The sequence below is a fragment of the Bacillus sp. J14TS2 genome (assembly GCF_018333015.1).
Taxonomy (GTDB): Bacteria; Bacillota; Bacilli; order Bacillales; family Bacillaceae_C; genus Lederbergia.
The window spans coordinates 1-20,914 of record NZ_BORE01000028.1 but is presented as its reverse complement, the minus strand read 5'-3'; the positions used below and the strand labels follow the sequence as shown (position 1 = coordinate 20,914).

At 39.7% G+C, this 20,914-nt stretch carries 18 protein-coding genes; 13 read left to right on the top strand and 5 right to left on the bottom strand.

All coding sequences use genetic code 11. From position 1 onward, the window contains the following. Positions 1-14: 14 nt before the first annotated feature. On the bottom strand, positions 15-476 hold the full coding sequence (locus KI375_RS25780; protein ID WP_212976237.1) for a universal stress protein: 462 nt from the start codon (positions 474-476) through the stop codon (positions 15-17). A 473-nt stretch (positions 477-949) separates the two neighbouring features. Between KI375_RS25780 and ald the strand changes: the two genes are divergently transcribed. Further along, entirely contained in the window at positions 950-2,065 is a 1,116-nt protein-coding gene (ald, locus tag KI375_RS25775) for an alanine dehydrogenase (protein ID WP_212976236.1), read from the top strand. A 243-nt stretch (positions 2,066-2,308) separates the two neighbouring features. Continuing rightward, on the top strand, positions 2,309-2,515 hold the full coding sequence (locus KI375_RS25770) for a zinc ribbon domain-containing protein (protein ID WP_212976235.1): 207 nt from the start codon (positions 2,309-2,311) through the stop codon (positions 2,513-2,515). A gap of 119 nt (positions 2,516-2,634) precedes the next feature. On the opposite strand, the gene KI375_RS25765 is transcribed toward KI375_RS25770, so the two are convergent. After that, positions 2,635-3,726: a M24 family metallopeptidase gene (locus tag KI375_RS25765; protein ID WP_212976234.1), complete on the bottom strand. Its 1,092-nt coding sequence runs from the start codon at positions 3,724-3,726 to the stop codon at positions 2,635-2,637. Between the two features lie 137 nt (positions 3,727-3,863). On the opposite strand from KI375_RS25765, the gene KI375_RS25760 reads away from it, so the two are divergent. The 3 genes from KI375_RS25760 (at position 3,864) to KI375_RS25750 (ending at position 6,362) form a co-directional block, all read left to right on the top strand. Continuing rightward, a complete protein-coding gene (locus KI375_RS25760; protein WP_212976233.1) occupies positions 3,864-4,547 on the top strand; it encodes a metal-dependent hydrolase in 684 nt (227 codons plus the stop codon). A gap of 180 nt (positions 4,548-4,727) precedes the next feature. Continuing rightward, positions 4,728-4,973, top strand: coding sequence for a hypothetical protein (locus KI375_RS25755; RefSeq protein ID WP_212976232.1), 246 nt, complete (start codon positions 4,728-4,730; stop codon positions 4,971-4,973). Positions 4,974-5,051: 78 nt separating this feature from the next. Continuing rightward, positions 5,052-6,362, top strand: coding sequence for a DRTGG domain-containing protein (locus KI375_RS25750; RefSeq protein ID WP_212976231.1), 1,311 nt, complete (start codon positions 5,052-5,054; stop codon positions 6,360-6,362). Between the two features lie 53 nt (positions 6,363-6,415). Here the strand turns inward: KI375_RS25750 and KI375_RS25745 are convergent, their stop codons facing one another. After that, a complete protein-coding gene (locus tag KI375_RS25745) occupies positions 6,416-6,718 on the bottom strand; it encodes a YtpI family protein (RefSeq protein WP_212976230.1) in 303 nt (100 codons plus the stop codon). Between the two features lie 101 nt (positions 6,719-6,819). Here KI375_RS25745 and KI375_RS25740 point away from each other — a divergent pair, with 101 nt between their 5' ends. Then, complete coding sequence (locus KI375_RS25740) at positions 6,820-7,752, top strand: DHH family phosphoesterase (RefSeq protein ID WP_212976229.1); 933 nt, start codon at positions 6,820-6,822, stop codon at positions 7,750-7,752. A 584-nt stretch (positions 7,753-8,336) separates the two neighbouring features. Here KI375_RS25740 and ytrI read toward each other — a convergent pair. Continuing rightward, on the bottom strand, positions 8,337-8,843 hold the full coding sequence (gene ytrI / locus KI375_RS25735) for a sporulation membrane protein YtrI (protein WP_212976228.1): 507 nt from the start codon (positions 8,841-8,843) through the stop codon (positions 8,337-8,339). Then, complete coding sequence (ytrH, locus tag KI375_RS25730; RefSeq protein ID WP_207448328.1) at positions 8,840-9,172, bottom strand: sporulation membrane protein YtrH; 333 nt, start codon at positions 9,170-9,172, stop codon at positions 8,840-8,842. Before ytrH ends, ytrI begins: the two co-directional genes overlap by 4 nt. A gap of 424 nt (positions 9,173-9,596) precedes the next feature. Here ytrH and dnaE point away from each other — a divergent pair, with 424 nt between their 5' ends. The 7 genes from dnaE (at position 9,597) to KI375_RS25695 (ending at position 20,787) form a co-directional block, all read left to right on the top strand. Continuing rightward, positions 9,597-12,947 (top strand): DNA polymerase III subunit alpha, encoded by a 3,351-nt coding sequence (gene dnaE / locus KI375_RS25725; protein ID WP_212976227.1) that lies wholly within the window; start codon positions 9,597-9,599, stop codon positions 12,945-12,947. 289 nt (positions 12,948-13,236) lie between these two features. Next, on the top strand, positions 13,237-14,472 hold the full coding sequence (gene ystJ, locus KI375_RS25720; protein WP_212976226.1) for an NADP-dependent malic enzyme: 1,236 nt from the start codon (positions 13,237-13,239) through the stop codon (positions 14,470-14,472). Between the two features lie 502 nt (positions 14,473-14,974). Then, entirely contained in the window at positions 14,975-15,844 is an 870-nt protein-coding gene (gene accD / locus KI375_RS25715; protein ID WP_212976225.1) for an acetyl-CoA carboxylase, carboxyltransferase subunit beta, read from the top strand. Beyond that, on the top strand, positions 15,838-16,818 hold the full coding sequence (accA, locus tag KI375_RS25710) for an acetyl-CoA carboxylase carboxyl transferase subunit alpha (RefSeq protein ID WP_212976224.1): 981 nt from the start codon (positions 15,838-15,840) through the stop codon (positions 16,816-16,818). The genes accD and accA overlap by 7 nt, the downstream gene beginning before the upstream one ends. A 432-nt stretch (positions 16,819-17,250) precedes the next feature. Beyond that, positions 17,251-18,210: a 6-phosphofructokinase gene (gene pfkA, locus KI375_RS25705; RefSeq protein ID WP_212976223.1), complete on the top strand. Its 960-nt coding sequence runs from the start codon at positions 17,251-17,253 to the stop codon at positions 18,208-18,210. Between the two features lie 28 nt (positions 18,211-18,238). Beyond that, positions 18,239-19,999 carry a pyruvate kinase gene (gene pyk / locus KI375_RS25700; RefSeq protein WP_212976222.1) on the top strand — a complete coding sequence of 587 codons (1,761 nt, stop codon included), beginning with the start codon at positions 18,239-18,241 and terminating at the stop codon, positions 19,997-19,999. A gap of 401 nt (positions 20,000-20,400) precedes the next feature. Continuing rightward, positions 20,401-20,787, top strand: a complete 387-nt coding sequence (locus KI375_RS25695; protein ID WP_212976221.1) for an FxsA family protein — start codon at positions 20,401-20,403, stop codon at positions 20,785-20,787. Positions 20,788-20,914 lie beyond the last annotated feature (127 nt).

Here is a 20,914-nt window from a genome sequence, read left to right as displayed (position 1 = left end):
CTTTTATCTTGTGGTTATACTTCTTTTTCCTCTTCTTCTTCTGTGCGAACGACCAATACATCACATGTGGCTGAACGTGTAATATGTTCGGAAACACTGCCGATTAAAAGACGTTCGACAGCATTAAGCCCAGTTGCTCCGCAAATAATTAAGTCAGCCCCTATTTCTTTTGCTATTTTTTTTGGGATTACGGTTTTAGGAGATCCATACTCAATGATTGTATCAATATTTTCGAGTCCAAGCTTCATTGCTTCTTCCTTATAACCTGATAACAGGTTTTCGGCATATTTTCCAGCACGGTCGGCCATTGTTCCGTTATAGGCATCAATCGCTACATATGCCCTTGTATCAATCACATGAACAAGTGTTAAACGGGCTTGGTTACGTTTTGAGATTTGTACAGCTTTTTTGAAGGCGCATTCTGCTGATTTTGAACCATCGACAGCAACTATGATATTCGAATATTGAAGAGTCATTCTCATTGCCTCCTTTTTCTTTATTATAACATTTTATCTCTTGTATATCTTCTAATTCCCCAACAAATAATAGACAAAACCTAAAAAGGCTACTTGGCTTATTTATTCCGCATTAACGAGTAGTAATCCCCCATGTAGTGAGGAACATAGGTATACACTGCCTTAATCTAGGAAATTTACGGTTTCTGCTTGCGTAAGTCAACATCGAATCACCCTTTAGGCCAACATGTTTCCTTTATCTCAGGCCAACAGGATGTTGCGAACTTAGTCTTTGATCATCTGAAATCAGTGGGGATGAGGAAACAGAATAAGTTCGCAATGACAATCGCCACTTCTATACTAGCACATCCTTTGCAGAGAAAAATCTCACTGATTGAAGTTTCATTTTATGCAAAAAATGGTTAAAAAAAGCTGTCAAGTTAGGTCTAGAATGATATGATAAAATGTGTAGACTTCAACGGGAGGCATTGTAAATGAGAATTGGAATACCAAAAGAATTAATTAATCATGAAAATCGAGTCGCTATGACGCCAGCAGGTGTGGTTACACTTACTGCAGCTGGGCATGAAGTACATATTGAGAAAAGTGCTGGAGAAGGATCGGGATTTTCCGATCAGGCCTATTCTGAAGTTGGTGCTCGTATTGTTGATACAGCAGAAGAGGCGTGGGCACAAGAATTGGTATTGAAAGTCAAAGCACCGATTGAAGAGGAGTTTAGCTTTTTACGTGAAGACTTGATCTTATTTACCTATCTTCATTTAGCCAATGAAAAAGCATTAACAGATCATTTACTTTCTAAAAAGACTACCTCAATTGCTTATGAAACAGTTCAACTTCCAAACCGTTCTTTGCCACTTTTAACGCCAATGAGCGAAGTGGCTGGTAGAATGTCTGTTCAGATTGGCGCACAGTTTTTAGAGAAGAACTATGGAGGACAAGGAATACTTCTATCAGGAGTACCTGGTGTGAAACGTGGAAAGGTGACAATCATTGGTGGTGGAATTGTAGGAACGAATGCAGCGAAAATTGCTATTGGTTTTGGTGCTGAAGTGACAATTATTGATCTCAATGCCAATCGTCTTCGCGAATTGGAAGACATTTTTGGAAGACAGGTTACAACATTGGTCTCCAACCCGTTTAATATTGGGGAAGCAGTTAAAGATTCCGATCTTGTCGTAGGTGCGGTATTAATCCCAGGAGCCAAGGCGCCGAAGCTTGTAACTGAAGAGATGATTAAAACAATGAAGCCTGGTGCAGTTGTTATTGATATTGCGATCGACCAAGGTGGAGTTTTTGAAACAAGTGATCGTGTCACGACACATGACAACCCAACCTATGTTAAACATGATGTTGTGCATTATGCAGTGGCAAATATGCCTGGGGCTGTCCCAAGAACCTCTACGATAGCCCTAACGAATGCGACCATTCCATACGCTTTACAAATTGCGAACAAAGGGTTCCAACAAGCTTGTCAAGAAGATGAAGCATTGATGCAAGGCTTGAACACTCTAAAAGGCCATATCACGCATCAAGGTGTAGCAAAAGCCTTCCAATATAACCATGTAGATGCAACTACTTTATTATCATAGGAAATGGAGCTAATAACCATGAATAGCGGTTGTTAGCTCTTTTTTATTGTAGGGATTAAAAAATAGCATATGAATAACCTATCTGTTGTCGTGGTCGGATGTCTAGCTCCAGCGCCAAGACGGCGTGAACGTAGCCTTTCTTCTTACATCAGGTACTTACGCTTTTGTTCTGAGAAATCGGTCAAAAATAGGTGAAACTAAAATTACATAAGAATCGTAATAAGGAAGAAGGAGTGATGACAAATGGTTGAAAATAAGGGCTGTATAAAATGCGGAAGTAAGAATGCTGCTCAAAAAGAAGTTGCGATGACTGGCACAGGTTTATCTAAAATGTTTGATATCCAGCATAATCAGTTTGTTGTGGTCTACTGCAAAAACTGCGGATATGCGGAATTCTATAATAAGCAAAGCTCGACAGGTAGTAATATTCTTGATTTATTTTTTGGATGAAATAGGTATACAACAGCTAAGGAGCTGGCCCTCCCCGAATGTATACAAGTCTCCAAAAAAGGGGAGGGCGCAGAACTTGGCCCTCCGCGAGTTCAAAAAAACTCCTAAAACACATTTTTCTATACGATCTGTAAGGTTTTAGGATACTTGGTTAATGTTTTTACTCCATCTTTTGTTACCAATAGATCGTCCTCTATTCGAACACCAGCAATATTTGGAACGTAAATACCTGGCTCGATGGTAAATACCATACCTTCTGTCATACGAAGAGGGTTTGTTGCAGTAATAGAAGGATATTCATGAATGCTGATGCCTAGTCCATGACCAAGACGATGTGGAAAATACTCACCGTATCCAGCATCAGCAATATGATCCCTTGCAATCTTGTCTAATTGTTTCGCCAGCATACCAGGTTTCACTGCATTAACGGCAGCTTCTTGTGCTTCCAGTACGGTGTGGTAGATTTTCTCCTGCTCAGCAGAAACCTCACCGAATGCAACAGTTCTTGTAATATCAGAACAATAGCCTTCATAGACCACCCCTAAATCGAAAAGGACAAGATCGCCTTTTTTGATTTTCGTCATCCCCGGTGTACCGTGGGGAGATGCTGCATTAGCTCCAGTTAACACCATTGTGTCAAATGACATGCCAGAAACGCCTTTTTTCTTTACTTCATACTCAATCGCTGCGATGATATCTAATTCTGTTTTCCCCTCTGCAATTTCACTGACCCCAACGTTAACAGCGAAGTCAGCTAATTCGCATGCTTTCTGAATGTATTCCAATTCTTGTTCGGTTTTCAACATTCTAAGTTCGTTCAAAATTGGCTCCGCATCTTTCAATAAGCTACCATGAAAACGCGTAGTTAGCTCTTCATAACGGCTAACAATTAAATGATTTTTTTCAACAGCCCATTGGTGGATACTAGAAATTCTTGCTTTTACCGCTTGCTCAATAAAATCCCATGGTTGATCTGTATCCTGATAACCAATAACTTCGTGCTCCCATCCGACGGCTCGAGCATCCGATTTTTCCATTGCTGGACAGACGATAAATGGTTCCTTTTCCTGAAAGACAGCTAAACCTAATAAACGTTCATGCGGTTCACTACGGAATCCTGTTAAATAAAAAATATTATCTGGAGACGTAATGAATGCAGCCTCTATATTTTCTTTGTTTAACCATGCTGAAAGTTTCTTCAATCGATCCAACTTAGTTCATCTCCTAAAAAAGCTTTTCTAAAAAAATGTTATCAGTTTTTAAGGAATAAAGAAAGAAACATGCAGGAAATTCGGGAAAAAAATCGAAATGAATTAGAGAGACAGAATTATGTATAGGAGTGGTAAATATGAAAATCTCATATCATGGTCATTCCATTATCAAGATCGTTACAGATGGAAAAACAATTTTATTTGACCCTTTTATAACTGGAAATGAATTAACCGATTTAAAAGTGGAAAATGAACAACCTGACGCAATTATTCTTACCCATGGACATAATGACCATGTCGGAGACACTGAAGCAATTGCGAACAAAAGTAATTCCTTAATTATTGCCCCTAATGAACTTGCCGTGTACCTTGGTTGGCAAGGGCTTAATACACATGGTATGAATATTGGTGGTGCTTATCAATTTGATTTTGGACAAGTGAAATATACGAAAGCTTTTCATAGTTCGGCGATTACGACAGATGACCAGCAGATTATTTATATGGGAATGCCTGCAGGCGTTTTGTTTACAGCAGAAGGTAAAACAGTCTATCATGCTGGAGATACGGGGCTATTCTCAGATATGAAGCTAATCGGGGAGCGTCATTCAATCGACATCGCCTTTTTACCAATCGGGGATAATTTTACAATGGGACCTGAAGATGCGGCTGAGGCGGCAAAATATATTGGTGCGAAAATGGTTGTACCAGTACACTATGATACATTCCCGCCCATTCGGCAAAATCCACAAACATTTATTGATTTATTAGATGAAGGTATGTACGGAAAAATTATGAAGCCTGGTGATTCTTTAGAGTTATAAGTGTGTGTTCAAAAAGGAGGATAAAAAGGAAAAATTCGCAGTGTTATTTTTACCGGACTTTTTGAACAACCTCTTTAAATATGAAAAATATTGGCATCCCCTTTCTGATCAAGAGAGGCATGAGCATTTCTGATTCCCTCCTCGCATACAATAACAAAAAGGTGCTGGGAGGGAATTAGTTTGAAACGATATCGCTATTTGCTTTGTTTATTGCTGTGTGCAGCCATGATTTATTTTGCGCTTCCAAGGTTGTCACCAACGGATTCAGGGTTGGGGGGCGTATTCACCATTGCTTGGCTTGTGTTTGCGTTTTTGGTTTTAGCAGGAAATTTAACCGCTCTTTTATTTAATCGTAATTTTGGTAACACTCCGGCAAATGAACCGAGACAAAATCATACTAAAGGGAGAATTCGTGCCCGATCATGACAGAAAATTGTCGATCGTTACTTTACCCGTTATAATAAGAGATAGCAAAGAGAACGGGAAAAGAAAAGGGTGAAGAATTTGGCAACCAAACATGAGCAAATTATTCGCCATATTGATAGTCTTCCTGTAGGGGAAAAAATATCAGTTCGGCAAATCGCTAAAGTACTGAAGGTCAGTGAAGGAACAGCCTATCGAGCGATTAAAGATGCAGAAAACAAAGGATATGTCAGTACCATCGAAAGAGTGGGTACGATCCGTATTGAACGAAAGAAAAAAGAAAATATTGAAAAACTGACCTATGTTGAGGTCGTTAATATTATTGATGGACAAGTGCTTGGGGGAAAAGCTGGCCTCTATAAAACATTAACAAAATTTGTTATTGGCGCAATGGAAATGGAGGCCATAAAGAGATATACGGGTCCAGGTAATCTTCTGATTGTGGGTAATCGGATAGAAGTGCATGAATTTGCATTACGTGCTGGGGCAGCCGTTTTAATTACAGGTGGTTTTGATACAAGTGAAGAAGTAAAACGGTTAGCGGATGACTTGAAGCTTCCCATCCTCTCAACAAGTTATGATACATTTACGGTTGCAACCATGATCAATCGAGCAATCTATGATCAATTGATCAAAAAAGAAATTACTTTAGTGGATGATATCTTAACACAGGTTGAAGAATCAGCCACGATGAATGTGAAAGCCACGGTTGCGGATTGGTATGCAAAAAAGCAGGAGACTAATCATACTCGCTTTCCTGTTCTAGATTCAATGAATAGAGTTGTGGGCATTGTGACAGGAAAGGATGTCATTGGACAAGATGAATCTCTTGGGTTAGATAAAATGATGACACGCAATCCATTAACGGTTGGCAGGAATGTTAGTGTTGCTTCTGTTGCCCATATGATGATTTGGGAAGGGATAGAAATGCTTCCCGTTGTAGATGATCAAAAGCGTTTTGCAGGGATTATCAGTAGACAAGACGTATTAAAGGCTTTGCAAATGATACAAAAGCAGCCTCATGTTGGCGAAACAATTGATGATACGATCACAAAACAATTCTCGGCAGGTGAATATGCAGGGAGAGAGGCTTTTGACTTCGAAGTGACTCCACAAATGACAAATCAATTAGGAACAATCTCTTATGGTGTATTCACCACGATTATGACAGAGGCCGTTACAAGGATTTTTAGACAGCGAAAAAAGGGAGAACTTGCTGTTGAGAACTTAACCATTTATTATTTAAAACCAGCTCAAATGGATAGTGTATTAACGATTGTCCCCAATATTCTTGAGGTAGGTCGAAAGTTTGGAAAAGTGGACGTAGAGGTCTTTAATGGAGAAGAGCTGATAGGGAAAGCATTGATGATGTGTAAGCTGATAGAGAAGTAGAAGGGTATATGGATGAAACGCGCAATACTTCTGCGTTTCATCCAATAGTCTAATCACTTAGATGCGTTTTCTGCTTCTTTGATGGCATAGGGTACATGATAACGATAAGATTTGAAACCTGCCCACGCGCTCGCGATTCCAAGAATGATGAAGAGGGTGGCGATAATATAAGTTAGGATTGTTTGAAATAAAAACAATTGATTGATCCCGAAAAATGCAACAAAAATACCAAGCGCCATACTCGATTTCCCATTAAGTAATTTTTTCTCCATAGGCAAGCGGCTGCGTACATATTTGATTTTATAAAAGACATAAAAAGCCAATGATAACACAATGATAAAGACTAAAATAGGCATAAAGATAGGTCCTCCATTTTATATTATTATCCTTTAATTGTAACCTAAATCACAAGGAAGACAATTGAAAACTATTTGAACAATAGAAAGAGGTTTAGCGAATGAAGCAACAAATACTAGATGCGATTCAGCAATATGAAACGATTATTATCCATCGTCATGTCCGCCCTGATCCTGATGCGTACGGGTCACAAGGGGGGCTGGCAGAGATCCTAAAAGCTTCCTTTCCGGAAAAAGAGGTATTCGTAACAGGAAAGCATGAAGTAGAATTAGATTATTTATTTGTTCCGGATTCCGTAACGGAGGAACAATATCAGGGAGCACTTGTGATTGTCTGTGATACGGCTAATCAAGAAAGAGTTTGTGATAACCGCTATACCTTAGGGGACAAGCTTATCAAAATTGATCATCATCCAAATGAAGATCCGTATGGTGATCCTTGCTGGGTTGATACGACTGCTTCCTCAACAAGTGAGCTCATTTATGAATTTTATCTATATGGAAAAGAGCAAGGGTTAAAAATGACCGACGAGGCGGCGAGGTTACTATTTTCGGGGATTGTTGGTGATACAGGCCGTTTTCAGTTTCCAAGTACAACAAAACGAACATTTCAATATGCAAGTGAGTTAATTGAATATGAATTTGATCGAACTGAGCTATTTAATCATATGTATGAGCTGGAACCAAAAATGATTAAGCTTCAAGGCTATGTGTATGAACATTATGAAATGAATGAGGACGGGGCAGCAATTGTCAAATTAACGCAGTCCGCATTAAAAGAATTCAACACAACCGCTTCCGAAGCTTCCATACTTGTAGGTTCTTTGGGAAATATAAAAGGGATCAAGGCCTGGTGTTTTCTAATCGAGGAGGAAAAAGAAATTCGCGTCCGTTTACGCTCGAAGAAGCCTGTGATTAATACAATTGCGAGAAAATATGGGGGGGGAGGACACCCACTAGCAGCTGGGGCTTCCGTTTCATCATGGGAAGAAGCAGAATTAGTTAAAAAAGATATACAGGAAGCATGCCGTTAGGGACTTAAAAATAAGCTTGGAAGGTTAGCGTGGGCCAACAGGATGTTGGTCAGAAAGGCGTTGCGCCAGGACGGCGCGTTTTTAGCTGTTCATCCTTATTATGAAAGTTTGTACGTCGCTAAACGGGCGCCTTGCGCTTTTCTTGTTAAGGAAATAATAAAATTGTAGCTTGCGGATAACTGTTTACCTTGTGGTTGGTGTCTAGCTCCAGGCGCCATCGGCTCGAGGCTCGCAGGAGCGAGTCCATCGGCGTTACGCCAGGACGGCGTGCTTTTAGCCGATGTTCTACTTTAACCTGAGCCAATGAAAGGCAAAGAACGCCTTTCTTTGTCTCAGAACATTTGCTTGTCGCCGATAGGCGGGCGCCTTGCGCTTTTGTTGTTAAGGAAACTATAAAATTTTTGGCTTGTGGATAAGTTGTAATTTTGAGTTTTGTCATCCAGCTCCAGCGCCCAGCGACTAGCAAACTTTCAGCTTCTTCCTACGATAAGTCAACATCGGCTCATGCTTCGCCGTGTATCCTTTATCTCGTCAGAAGCTTAGAAAGTTTGTACGTCGCTAAACGGGCGCTTGCGCTTTTGTTCTTAACTCGCTAACCTTAGCTCTACTTCGAGATGAATGGTTGTGTAATAGTGAATTTCGCGTATAACAAATTCATATTTTTTACCGTTAATCTTAACGATTTTATTTTCGATTGTTTTTTCAATCATTTCTTTGTTTTTATAGACGGTTGCTAGATCTTTCGCTAGTAAAGAGCGTAAGTCATCTTGGATCGCTTCTTGAACAGTATGGATACTTTGACTGTCTTTAATATCATATTTTTCGTAATTGGTTAGCTCCACTTCTATTTTTTGTATGGTCAACATTTCTTCGTTTTTTTCATTTAGTTCTTTATAATCATCCTGCCATATTTTAATATCACTTTGCAGTTCGTGAATTTTATTTGCCTGCTCCTGCAAAATCACACTATTTCTTTCTTGCATCACTCCGAACATAAAAAGAAAGACGACCCAGCTAATACACCCGCCAACAGCCATCCCTGCAAATAGTCGCTGCCAATTGCTATTTCGATATAAGGGCGGAATCCTCATGTGATATGCTCCTGAGTGAGCCAAGCAATGATCAGGGCAGCTGATTTTGCTCCACCCATTGCCGAAATAATAAGTAAAAATTGTTTGAATAAATCCTTTGTTCCTCCATCTAGAAAGCCTTTTTCAAAGCTATAGACTGTATCAAATGTGCCGCCAATTGCGGCAACAATTGCCCAAATTCTAATTTGGCTGGAAATATTTTGGATCTGAGTGAGTAAAGGCTCTCCCGTAACAAAGGCTGCCATACTGCCAATTAAGGATCCACCTATGACAACGCCAAAGGCAATAAAGTAACTGTTAAAAAACGCAGGAAAAAAAGCCTCGTTCATGTTAACATCTCCCAAAAAACATTTTACTTATTAGTGAAAAGGAGGATATAAATGATCAAATCGACTAAAAGCGCTGACGTCAATACTAGTACATCCTGTATGTTGAAAGTTCCAGGCGGACTTGCGCGTGGTGTGCTGACTTCGACGTTCGATACAGGAAGTGTCGCTACTTAGTCGAAGCTCCTTTATCTCGCAAAGGCGTGGCGATTGTTGTCACGAATATAGGCCAACAGGACGGCGCGAACTTAGCTGTTCATCCAATTGATCCTTACTTTTTGAACATCCTCTATTACAATATATGGGACAAACATGAAATAAATGTATGAAAAACAAATAGTCGATAAATATGTTCGCTTCACAATGATTTCATTTTTTATCAAGCTCGTTCATAATAGTAGTTAGAATAACGGAAAGGGTGGAATCCATGAGTTTTGCCCACTTGCAAATATCAACCTCTTATAGTTTACTTTCAAGTACAATCTCTATTTCAAAGCTCATTGAAAAAGCAAAAAAATTAGAATACACTGCACTGGCCTTAACAGACTGCAATGTGTTATATGGTGTATTGCCTTTTTACAAGGCTTGTGTAAAGGCGGGAATAAAGCCGATCATTGGTATGACAGCCGCGTATAGGAAAGAGGAGAATGGCCCAGTCTATCAGCTGATTCTTCTTGCTCAAAATGATAAAGGATATAAAAATCTTTTGAAAATCTCTACCATTGTCAAAACGGGAGTTGGGGAAGCGATTCTATGGAGTGAGTTACTTGCTTATACAGAAGGCTTATTTGCGATCTCTCCAGGTAAAAAAGGAGAGATCGAACAATTGCTTCTTAATTCTCAGGAAAATGAAGCGGCAGAGATAGCAAAGGAATATACAAAAGTATTTGCCAATAATCAGTTTTACCTTTCCGTTCAAAATCATCATGAAGTGGTGGAAAAAGAATTAACGGAGAAGATTTTACATCTAGCAACTCAATTAAACATTTCAATTGTTGCAACGAATGATGTGCAATATTTAGGGCCAGAAGAGGCTTTTGCTCAAGAATGTCTAGTAGCGATCCGGGACGGTGTACAGATCACCTTACCAGAAGAGAAGGTAAGGAAAGAGTACCATTTTAAAAGCAAACAAGAAATGCAAGAACTATTCTCAGATTTACCAGAGGCGATCGATACTATTGCACAAATTGTTGAGGCATGTAATGTGGCGATTGAAACCGATCAGGAACTCCTGCCCAAATACCCACTTCCAGAGGGAGAAAATGCTGCCGATTTCTTGAAAAAAAAGTGTGAACTTGGGCTAGAACAAAGACATGTTCCACCAAATCAACAATATCAAGAAAGATTAGAGTATGAATTAAGCACCATTGAGCGGATGGGCTTTCAAGACTATTTCCTAATAGTCTGGGATTTTATGAAATATGCGAGAGAACATGGAATATTAACAGGACCAGGAAGGGGTTCTTCTGCTGCGTCGCTTGTTGCATATTTATTAGGTATTACGGATGTGGATCCGATCAAACATCAGTTGCTTTTTGAACGTTTCTTAAATCCAGAGCGAGTCAGTATGCCGGATATTGATATTGATTTTCCAGACCATCGCCGTGATGAAGTGATCGAGTACGTGATGAAGAAGTATGGCCGCAACCATGTTGCGCAAATCATTACTTTTGGAACATTTGCTGCAAAGGCTGCGATGCGGGATACAGCAAGAGTATTTGGGCTAAGTTCTTCTGAATTAGAGGAACTTTCGAAGCTGATCCCTTCTCGTTTAGGCATGTCTTTAAAGCAAGCTTTGCAGGAATCAGAGGGCTTACAGAAGTTTATCCAACAAACGGAACGGAATCGTTTGTTATTTGAAACAGCGCTTATATTGGAAGGATTACCTCGGCATACATCAACACATGCTGCAGGTGTCATCATTTCAGAGCAACCATTGACGGAGCTTATTCCTTTGCAGGGGGGAGAGACAGGGACCTATTTAACGCAATTTCCCATGGGGGATTTGGAGGAAATCGGGTTATTAAAAATGGATTTTCTCGGCTTGCGAAATCTTACCTTATTGGAACAAATAATGAGAAACGTTGAAAAAAGTAGTGGGAGGAAATTAGCGCTAAACCAGATCCCATTTGCAGATGAAAAGACTTTCGATTTGTTGAAAAAGGGGGATACATCTGGAATCTTTCAATTAGAATCAGATGGAATGAGGAAGGTTTTACGCGAACTGGAGCCAACAGAGTTCGAAGATATTGTCGCTGTTAATGCTTTGTTTAGACCTGGGCCCATGGAAAATATTCCAGAATATATTGCTTGTAAACACGGAAAAAAACCAGTGCACTATTTACATCCAGATTTGCGGCTGATTTTAGAACTTACTTATGGAGTCATTGTCTATCAAGAGCAAATTATGCAAATTGCAGCCACAATGGCTGGTTTTTCATTAGGAGAAGCCGACCTGCTGCGCAAAGCTGTTAGCAAGAAAAAGAAAGCGGATTTGGATCGCGAAAGAGTGCATTTTGTCCAAGGAGCTTTGAAAAAAGGTCATAATGAACAAATAGCAAACCAGATTTATGATTTAATTGTGCGATTTTCCAATTATGGATTTCCTCGAGGCCATGCTGTTGCCTATAGTTATATTGCTTGGCAATTGGCTTATTTGAAGGCTCACTTTCCCAAGGAGTTTATGGCCGCACTTTTGACGTCTGTTATTGGGAATGATCATAAAGTAGCAAAATACACCCATGAAGCGAAGCAGTTGGGGATCAGCGTACTACCGCCGTCTATTAATGCGAGCCAGTATCCTTTTATCGCGAATGCTGAGGGAATTCGATTCAGCCTTGGAGCCATTAAAGGCATTGGTGTTGCAGCATTACGGGAGATCACCCTTCAAAGGAAAAACCGACCATACCGAGATTTATTTGATTTCTGTATGAGGGTATCACCAAAAGCCGTTAATCGTAAAGTGTTAGAAGCACTTGTTTATGCAGGTGCACTAGATGAATTTGGCTATGACCGAGGAACTATACTGGAGACTTTAGATGTAGCTCTAGAACATGCGGAGCTGATGCGTCCTTCCACAGGTACAGATTTATTTGCTGGTGATGACATCTTTCGTATTCAACCAAAATATGTAGAAGCTGAACCGCTTGAAATGGCGGATAAACTTTTTCATGAAAAATACTATTTAGGGTTGTATATTTCAGATCATCCTACTAGCATTTATCAAGAGCAATTTGCGGCAGCGCAAGTTACCTCACTTCTTCAAGTACAACCTGGGGTAAAGAATGTATCAGTAGGTGTGTATATAATGAGTGTCAAAAAAATTAGGACCAAAAAAGGCGATTTAATGGCCTTTGTGAAAATGAGTGATCCATCGGGTGAGTTGGAAGGTGTCATATTTCCAGACGCTTTTCGAAAATATGAAGCACTTTGTCAAGAAGGGGAAGTCGTACTGGTGACTGGCCATTCTGAACAAAGAGGGGATTATGTCCAAATGATCATCCAACAACTTCAAAATCCCAAAACTTTAAAGGAATTAGTTACGCAAAAAAGGGCAACTTTATATATAAAGATACCAAGGGACATACACCAAGGAGATAGCTTATATAAACTTAGAGCAATTCTGCAAAAATTTCCAGGGGATACGACCGTTGTGCTCCATTATGAAAAGACAAGAAAAACAATAAAATTAGGAAGTAAAGATAGGGTTGCCCCTTCTGCCTCTTGTCTTTTTGAATTAAAACAGTTAGTAGGAAATGAAAATATTGTCCTTCAATAACCTCGCTTACCAATCTAAAAGGAACGGATGGAGCTTTTTGTCGAATCCAAGCATGTGCGGAAATAGCTTTTTCAAAGAATAGAAATATGGTATATTTGTTGAGAAGCTTTTGTGGCCAGACACTTCGATTATGGATAAATGTCAATAAAAGTGCGTGTTCAAAAGGAGGATAAAAAGGACCAAGAAGTTCGAGGCGGAGAAGCAAGCCAACGAAGAAATTCGCAGTGTCATTTTTACCGGACTTTTTGAACATCCTCTAAAAGTGCGTGTTCAAAAGGAGCGAGTCTTATTGTCATTACGTGAAGAAGCATTGCATATGCACAAACTCCACAAAGGAAAATTGGAATCTAAATCAAAGGTTGAAGTCAAAAATGCTAAGGATTTGAGCTTAGCCTATTCACCTGGTGTTGCTGAGCCTTGCAAAGTGATTTATGAGAAGCCGGAAATGCAATATGATTATACAATGAAGGGGAATATGGTTGGGGTCGTTACAAATGGCACAGCCGTACTTGGACTTGGCAATATTGGTCCAGAAGCAGCCTTACCAGTTATGGAAGGCAAGGCAGTATTATTTAAAAGCTTTGCGGGTGTAGATGCCTTTCCTATTTGTTTAAAAACAACAGATGTTGAGGAAATGATTCAAACTGTAAAGCTGCTAGAGCCCAATTTTGGCGGAATTAATTTAGAGGACATTGCTGCACCCGAATGTTTTACCATTGAAAATCGGCTGAAAAGGGAAACGAGTATTCCGGTCTTTCATGATGACCAACACGGTACGGCTATTGTCACGGTGGCTGGATTGGTCAATGCTCTCAAGCTCACGAACCGGAAAATGAATACGATTAAAGTGGTTCTAAATGGTGCAGGGGCAGCAGGGATTGCCATTATAAAACTGCTTTCGAGTTATGGTGTGCGTGATGTGATCATGTGTGACTCAAAAGGAGCGATTTATGAAGGACGCCAAGAAGGGATGAATGCGGTCAAGGAGGAAGTGGCGAAATATACCAATCTTCATAAGCTAAATGGAAAGCTTGCTGATGTTATAAAAAATACAGATGTTTTTATTGGTGTATCTGTAGCGGGTGCCCTAACGAGTGAGATGATCCAATCAATGAATGAAAATCCGATTATATTTGCCATGGCCAATCCTGATCCTGAAGTTATGCCACCCGAAGCAAAAGCTGCGGGGGCGATGGTGATCGGAACGGGTCGTTCGGATTTTCCTAATCAAGTGAACAATGTGTTAGCTTTTCCAGGGATTTTTAGAGGCGCATTAGATGTAAGAGCCACACATATCAATGAAGAAATGAAACAGGCGGCTGTTCAAGCAATTGCCAATCTTATTTCGGATGAAAAAAGATCAACAGACTATATTATCCCAGATCCTTTTGATCCACGTGTTGCTCCAAATGTTGCTGCTGCGGTAGCAGAAGCAGCTATGGAAACCGGCGTTGCACGTATAAAAGTCAATCCTGATGACGTGCGGGAAAAGACAAAACAGCTCGCTATAATTGGAAAAGAATAAGTGAAATAGACGGAGCAATATGGAGCCAGAGCAATCGAAAGTATCTAGCGAGAAGCCCTAAGAGTATTAGAGCTCTTGGGGTCAATTGAACACGTAGGGGTGAAGGCCCTTTTTATCTGATTTAAAAAATCGTCTGTTCATTTAATTACTGGAATGTTCATATTAGAAGATCTATCATGCGAAATGAATCTAAAAAAATGAACGATAACAAAGAGTTCGCTCTTTATCGGACAAGTCAGGTATTATAGCTTTGCGTGATCATATTATCTAACAGAGCCAATGGAAGTGGCACAAGGTTTGAGGCTGTAATCATCGGTTGTGATTTAGAATTTAGGAAGTACTGAATAGCTGTCACTAAGACCAAACAACCAGATAAAATGGTCGATCAAACATGTATAAGGACATTATTGACTGAAAAAAATAGAGAATCGCATAGCCAATTTAAAAAAATGATGAAAAACAATATCTGGCAAAATGTGAAAGCCGATTGGGGGAGAGCCATTTGCTTAAGGACTTTTTTTCTAAACCGAAAAAAAAGAAATATGCGGCAGTGCCATCAGAAACTGCAAAAACTGATGTTCCTGAAGGTATTATGACAAAATGCCCGGAATGCAAAAAAATAATGTATACGAAAGACTTAAGAAAAAATTTAAAAGTATGTTTACATTGTGATCATCATTTACGAATGACAAGCTATGAACGTGTTGAAAGTTTGTTAGATGAAGGAAGCTTTCAAGAATTTAAGGAACATATAACAACAGGAAATCCATTAGAATTTCCTGGGTATGTAGAAAAAGTTGAGAAGGATATGAAGAAGACAGATCTTGATGAAGCTGTGTTAACCGGGACGGGAACAATGAACGACCATCAAGTTGTGATTGCTGTTATGGATTCTCATTTCCGAATGGGGAGCATGGGCTCTGTAGTGGGTGAGAAAATTACGAGAGCCATTGAAAAAGCAGGAGAAATGCAAGTACCTTTTTTAATTTTTACAGCTTCAGGTGGAGCAAGAATGCAAGAAGGGATCTTGTCACTCATGCAAATGGCAAAAACCAGCTCTGCGTTAAAAATGTTTAGTGAACATGGTGGATTAATTGTATCTGTTATGACTCATCCAACAACCGGCGGAGTCTCGGCTAGCTTTGCTTCATTAGGTGACTTTAATTTCGCAGAACCTGGTGCGTTGATTGGCTTCGCAGGCCGTCGAGTTATTGAACAAACAATCCGTGAAGATTTACCTGATGATTTCCAAACTGCGGAATTTCTATTAGACCATGGTCAGTTGGATGGCGTCATTCATCGACGCGATTTAAAAGAAAAATTAATAACGATATTAGACATTCATCGGCAAGAAGGTGAACAAGTATGGTAAAGGAGACTGGATTTGATAAACCAGTTTTGGAACTTCGGAAAAAAATCGCGGAGCTGCGAGAGTTTACGAAAGACTCAGATGTAGATTTAACGGAGGAAATTGATAAATTAGAAAAACGTTTAGAAAAGCTAGAAAATGAGGTCTATGAAAATTTGTCCCCATGGGACCGTGTTCAAATTGCCCGGAACTCGAATCGCCCGACAACCTTGGACTATATTGAATATCTTTTTACTGATTTTATAGAATTACATGGTGATCGAGCTTTCGGAGATGACAAAGCCATTGTTGGTGGAATTGCAAAATACAACGGACTCCCTGTGACGGTTATAGGCCACCAACGCGGGCGGGATACGAAAGAAAACATATACAGGAATTTCGGGATGCCCCATCCAGAAGGATTTCGTAAGGCTTTGAGGCTAATGAAACAAGCAGAGAAATTTGGTCGCCCGATTATTTGTTTTGTAGACACAAAAGGAGCTTATCCAGGAAAAGCTGCTGAAGAAAGAGGACAAAGTGAGGCCATTGCTCGTAATTTATTTGAAATGGCAGGGATCACGGTGCCAATTATTTGTCTTGTAACAGGTGAAGGCGGTAGTGGAGGGGCTTTGGGCCTAGGTGTAGGGAATCGAATCTTTATGCTAGAAAACTCCGTATATTCCGTTATTTCTCCAGAAGGAGCAGCAAGTATCTTATGGAAAGATGCTTCTTTATCGCAAAAGGCAGCAGAAGCGATGAAAATAACAGCATCCGACTTACTTAATTTTAATATTATTGATGAAGTTATTCCGGAAGTAAAAGGTGGAGCACACAAAGACGTAGAACGCCAAGCGCAATTTATTGATCCTATTTTAAATCAAGCATTGAAGGAATTAACCGCACTTAGCTCAGAAGAACGAGTCAAAGCGCGTTATAATAAATTTAGACAAATGGGCAAGTTCATAGAAGAAATAAAATTTGAAAAAAGTCCAATATAATTTAAAGTACAGACTGTTCCAGTAGAATGCTGAATTTTTATCCCGGTGCAACCCGTCCGTAAGCTCCCTACTTCAAGGTGATCAGGCTTCAAAGAAGTCTAAGTGGAGGATAACGGACGCTAACACCTCGATAAGTCTTTCGCTTTATATATGGTATGTGGGAAAAATACAGATACTATATATAGATGTGGAGAAAAGACTCAGTATACAATGGGGCAGTTTTTCCTATTTATAATGCTGAAAGATTTGAGAATCCGACAATAAAGTGGTATTTTTAATGTTGAAGGTAAAATAATACGAGATCGAGTTTGAAGAACTCTACGTGTTGGAATTTAGTTGTTACACAAAAGTGAGCCTTAATAAAAGCACTGAATGATGGGAGAATGGATGTCTTACATAACCATACGTTTGTAATGAATAGGAGTGATGAACATGAAAAAAATTGGTGTTTTAACAAGTGGCGGAGACGCCCCTGGCATGAATGCGGCGATTAGGGCAGTTGTAAGAAAGGCTATTTTTCATGGTTTAGAGCCTTACGCAATTGAACAAGGCTACAGCGGTTTGATAAACGGAAATATCAAAAAACTAGCATTGGGTTCTGTTGGAGATATCATTCAGCGTGGCGGTACTATTCTCCGATCTGCACGCTGTGACGAATTTAAAACGAAAGAAGGGCAATTAAAAGGTGTCGAACAATTAAAGAAGTTTGAACTTGATGGCCTCATTGTTATCGGTGGCGATGGCTCATACAGAGGTGCAAAGGCCTTAACAGAGCATGGATTTCCATGCGTAGGTGTCCCCGCAACGATTGATAATGATATTCCTGGTACGAGCCTTACAATTGGCTTTGATACGGCTTTAAACACAGTTTTAAGCGCCATCGACAATATTCGAGATACAGCTTCATCCCATGAGCGAACATTTATTATTGAAGTAATGGGGCGTGGAGCGGGTGATATCGCTCTATATTCTGGATTAGCTGGTGGGGCAGAAACCATTATTATTCCTGAAGAAGATTTTGATATGGATGATATTTGTGATCGACTTCATAAAGGGCAAGAACGTGGGAAAAAGCACTCTATCATTATTGTGGCAGAAGGCGTCATGAGTGGAACAGAATTTGGAGAAAAATTAAAAGCGAGCATCGATATTGAAACGCGTGTTTCAGTATTGGGCCATATTCAACGGGGTGGAACACCAACAGGCTATGACCGCGTGTTGGCGAGTCGGCTTGGAGCAAGAGCTGTTGAATTATTGATAGAAGGGAAAGGTGGAAGAGCAGTAGGGATCGAGCAGGATAAAATTATCGATAACGATATTTTAAGTATTCTGGATGAGCCGCATGCCTTCCATGAAGATCTTTATAAGCTATCCAAAGAATTATCGATTTAAGTAGGCAATATTTTAGGAGGAAAGAAAGATGAAGAAGACAAAAATAGTTTGTACAATTGGACCCGCAAGTGAAAATAAGGATACTTTATATGATTTAATTCAAGCTGGTATGAATGTAGCACGTTTAAATTTTTCCCATGGTGATCATGAGGAACATTTGAATCGAATTGTGAATATTCGTGAGTCTGCTAAAAAGGCTGGCAAAAATGTAGGTATTTTATTAGATACGAAGGGTCCTGAAATTCGCACTCATAATATGAAAGATGGAGCGATTGAATTAATTCAAGGTTCAACAGTCATTGTTTCAATGAAAGAAGTCCTAGGAACAGAGGAGAAATTTTCATTATCTTATCCTGGATTGATAAGCGATGTTCATATTGGGTCTATTATTTTGTTGGATGATGGCTTAATTGGCTTAGAAGTAACAGAGATTCACAAAGAAAATGATGAAATAATTACAAAAGTGATGAATAGCGGAACACTTAAAAATAAAAAAGGTGTAAACGTGCCTGGTGTCTCTGTAAATTTGCCTGGGATTACCGAGAAAGACGCAAGAGATATTTTGTTCGGTATTGAACAAGGAATTGACTTTATCGCAGCCTCTTTCGTAAGAAGAGCTTCCGATATTATTGAAATTCGTCAATTGTTAGAAGAAAATGGTGGAGACTATATCCATATTATCCCTAAGATTGAGAATCAAGAGGGTGTGGATAATATTGATGAAATTCTTGCAGTATCCGATGGTCTAATGGTTGCACGTGGAGATTTAGGTGTAGAAATTCCGACTGAAGCTGTTCCACTTGTGCAAAAATCGTTAATCCGTAAATGTAATGAAGCTGGAAAGCCAGTTATTACTGCGACTCAAATGCTTGATTCCATGCAACGTAACCCAAGACCAACGAGAGCGGAAGCCAGTGATGTAGCCAATGCGATTTTAGATGGATCAGATGCAGTCATGTTATCAGGAGAAACGGCAGCTGGTTCTTACCCAGTAGAAGCTGTGCAAACAATGAGCAATATTGCAGAATCAACAGAAAAAGCAATGAATCACAAAGAAATTCTTAATTATTTGAGCAAAAATAGTGAAGTGAATATGACGGATGCCATTTGCCAATCGGTGGCACATACAGCTATTAACTTGGATGTGAGTGCCATTGTGACACCGACAGAAAGCGGCCATACTGCGCGGATGATTTCGAAATATCGCCCTAAGGTTCCAATCATCGCGATTACACATGAAGAAACGATCGTTCGTAGGTTGATGCTTCAGTGGGGAGTATATCCGCAAATGGGACAAAAAGTGACGACTACAGATGAAATGTTAGAAGGTGCCGTTACAGAAACCTTAAATTCTGGTTTGGTTAAACACGGTGATTTAATCCTGATTACAGGTGGAGTCCCAGTGGGTGAAACGGGTGCAACCAACTTAATGAAGCTACATGTTTTAGGAGATGTACTTGCTAAAGGCCAAGGGATCGGTAGGAAAACAGCTTTTGGTAAAGCATTTGTGGCAAGAAACGCGGACGAGGCAACAGAGAAAGTGACACACGGAAGTGTAATGGTTTCGATTGGTACAGATCGAGATATGGTTCCGGCTCTAGAACAATGTTCTGCATTGATCACAGAGGAAGGTGGCTTAACAAGTCATGCTGCCGTTGTCGGGCTTAATTTGGGAATTCCAGTAATTGTAGGAGTAGAAAATGCAACGAAGCTATTAAAAGATGGTCAAGAAATTACGGTAGATGCAACAAGGGGCGTTATCTACAATGGACATGCTAGTGTCCTTTAAAAGTTTGTTCAGAAAAGCCCAACAAAAATGGTTAGCCTGCTTTTCCGGTATCCTGTATCAGGAATAGGATCTTCTACTAAAACCGCCCATTGCCTGTGCTGTGGGCCAACGTAGAAGTCAGCACAACACGCTCCTGGGCCGCTTTGAACTTTCGACGTACAAAGATGTACTAGTGTCGATGTTGCTGACAGGACGTTAGCGTAGTCTCGCCTTGGTCCTTTTTATCAATAAATAAAGAAAAAGTCGGTTTTTTTCCGGCTTTTTTCTTTGTTTGATGTACTATAATACGGATATTTTCTGCATAGGCAGAATTTTCCCTTCTAAAATAAGCTCCATCCTAGTTGATAAAGACTTAGATATGTTACGATAATAGATATAGAAAACGTTGGGATGTGGACAAGATGAGACAATGGGTACTTCTATTTATCTTCTTGTCAGCACTAGAAATTGGTGTATTTATGCTGGCAGGCAAATGGATGGGGATATTGCCCACGGTACTGTTAATTATTGTTACAGGCATGGTGGGTGTATATTTAACAAAGAAACAAGGTGTCAATGTTCTTTATCAACTACAGAGTCAAATTCAAAATCATCAGCCTCCAGGAATCGCCATGTTAGATGGCGTTTGCGTGTTAATCGGAGGAATTCTTCTTATTTGTCCTGGTTTTATTACAGATATTTTGGGACTGCTACTTTTAATTCCTTTTACACGTAAGTTTATTCGGCCTTCAATGATTAAAATGATCAAAAACTGGGTGAATCGCAAACAGCTATATATTTATCGTTGAAAAAGGAGCTGTTGCACAATCAGGTAACTGATCGTGCAACAGTTTTTTTGTGCACAAAAAAAACAGACCACAAAGGGTCTGCTCTCGTGTATTATTAATTTATGACAAGTAAAAAAATAACACAACC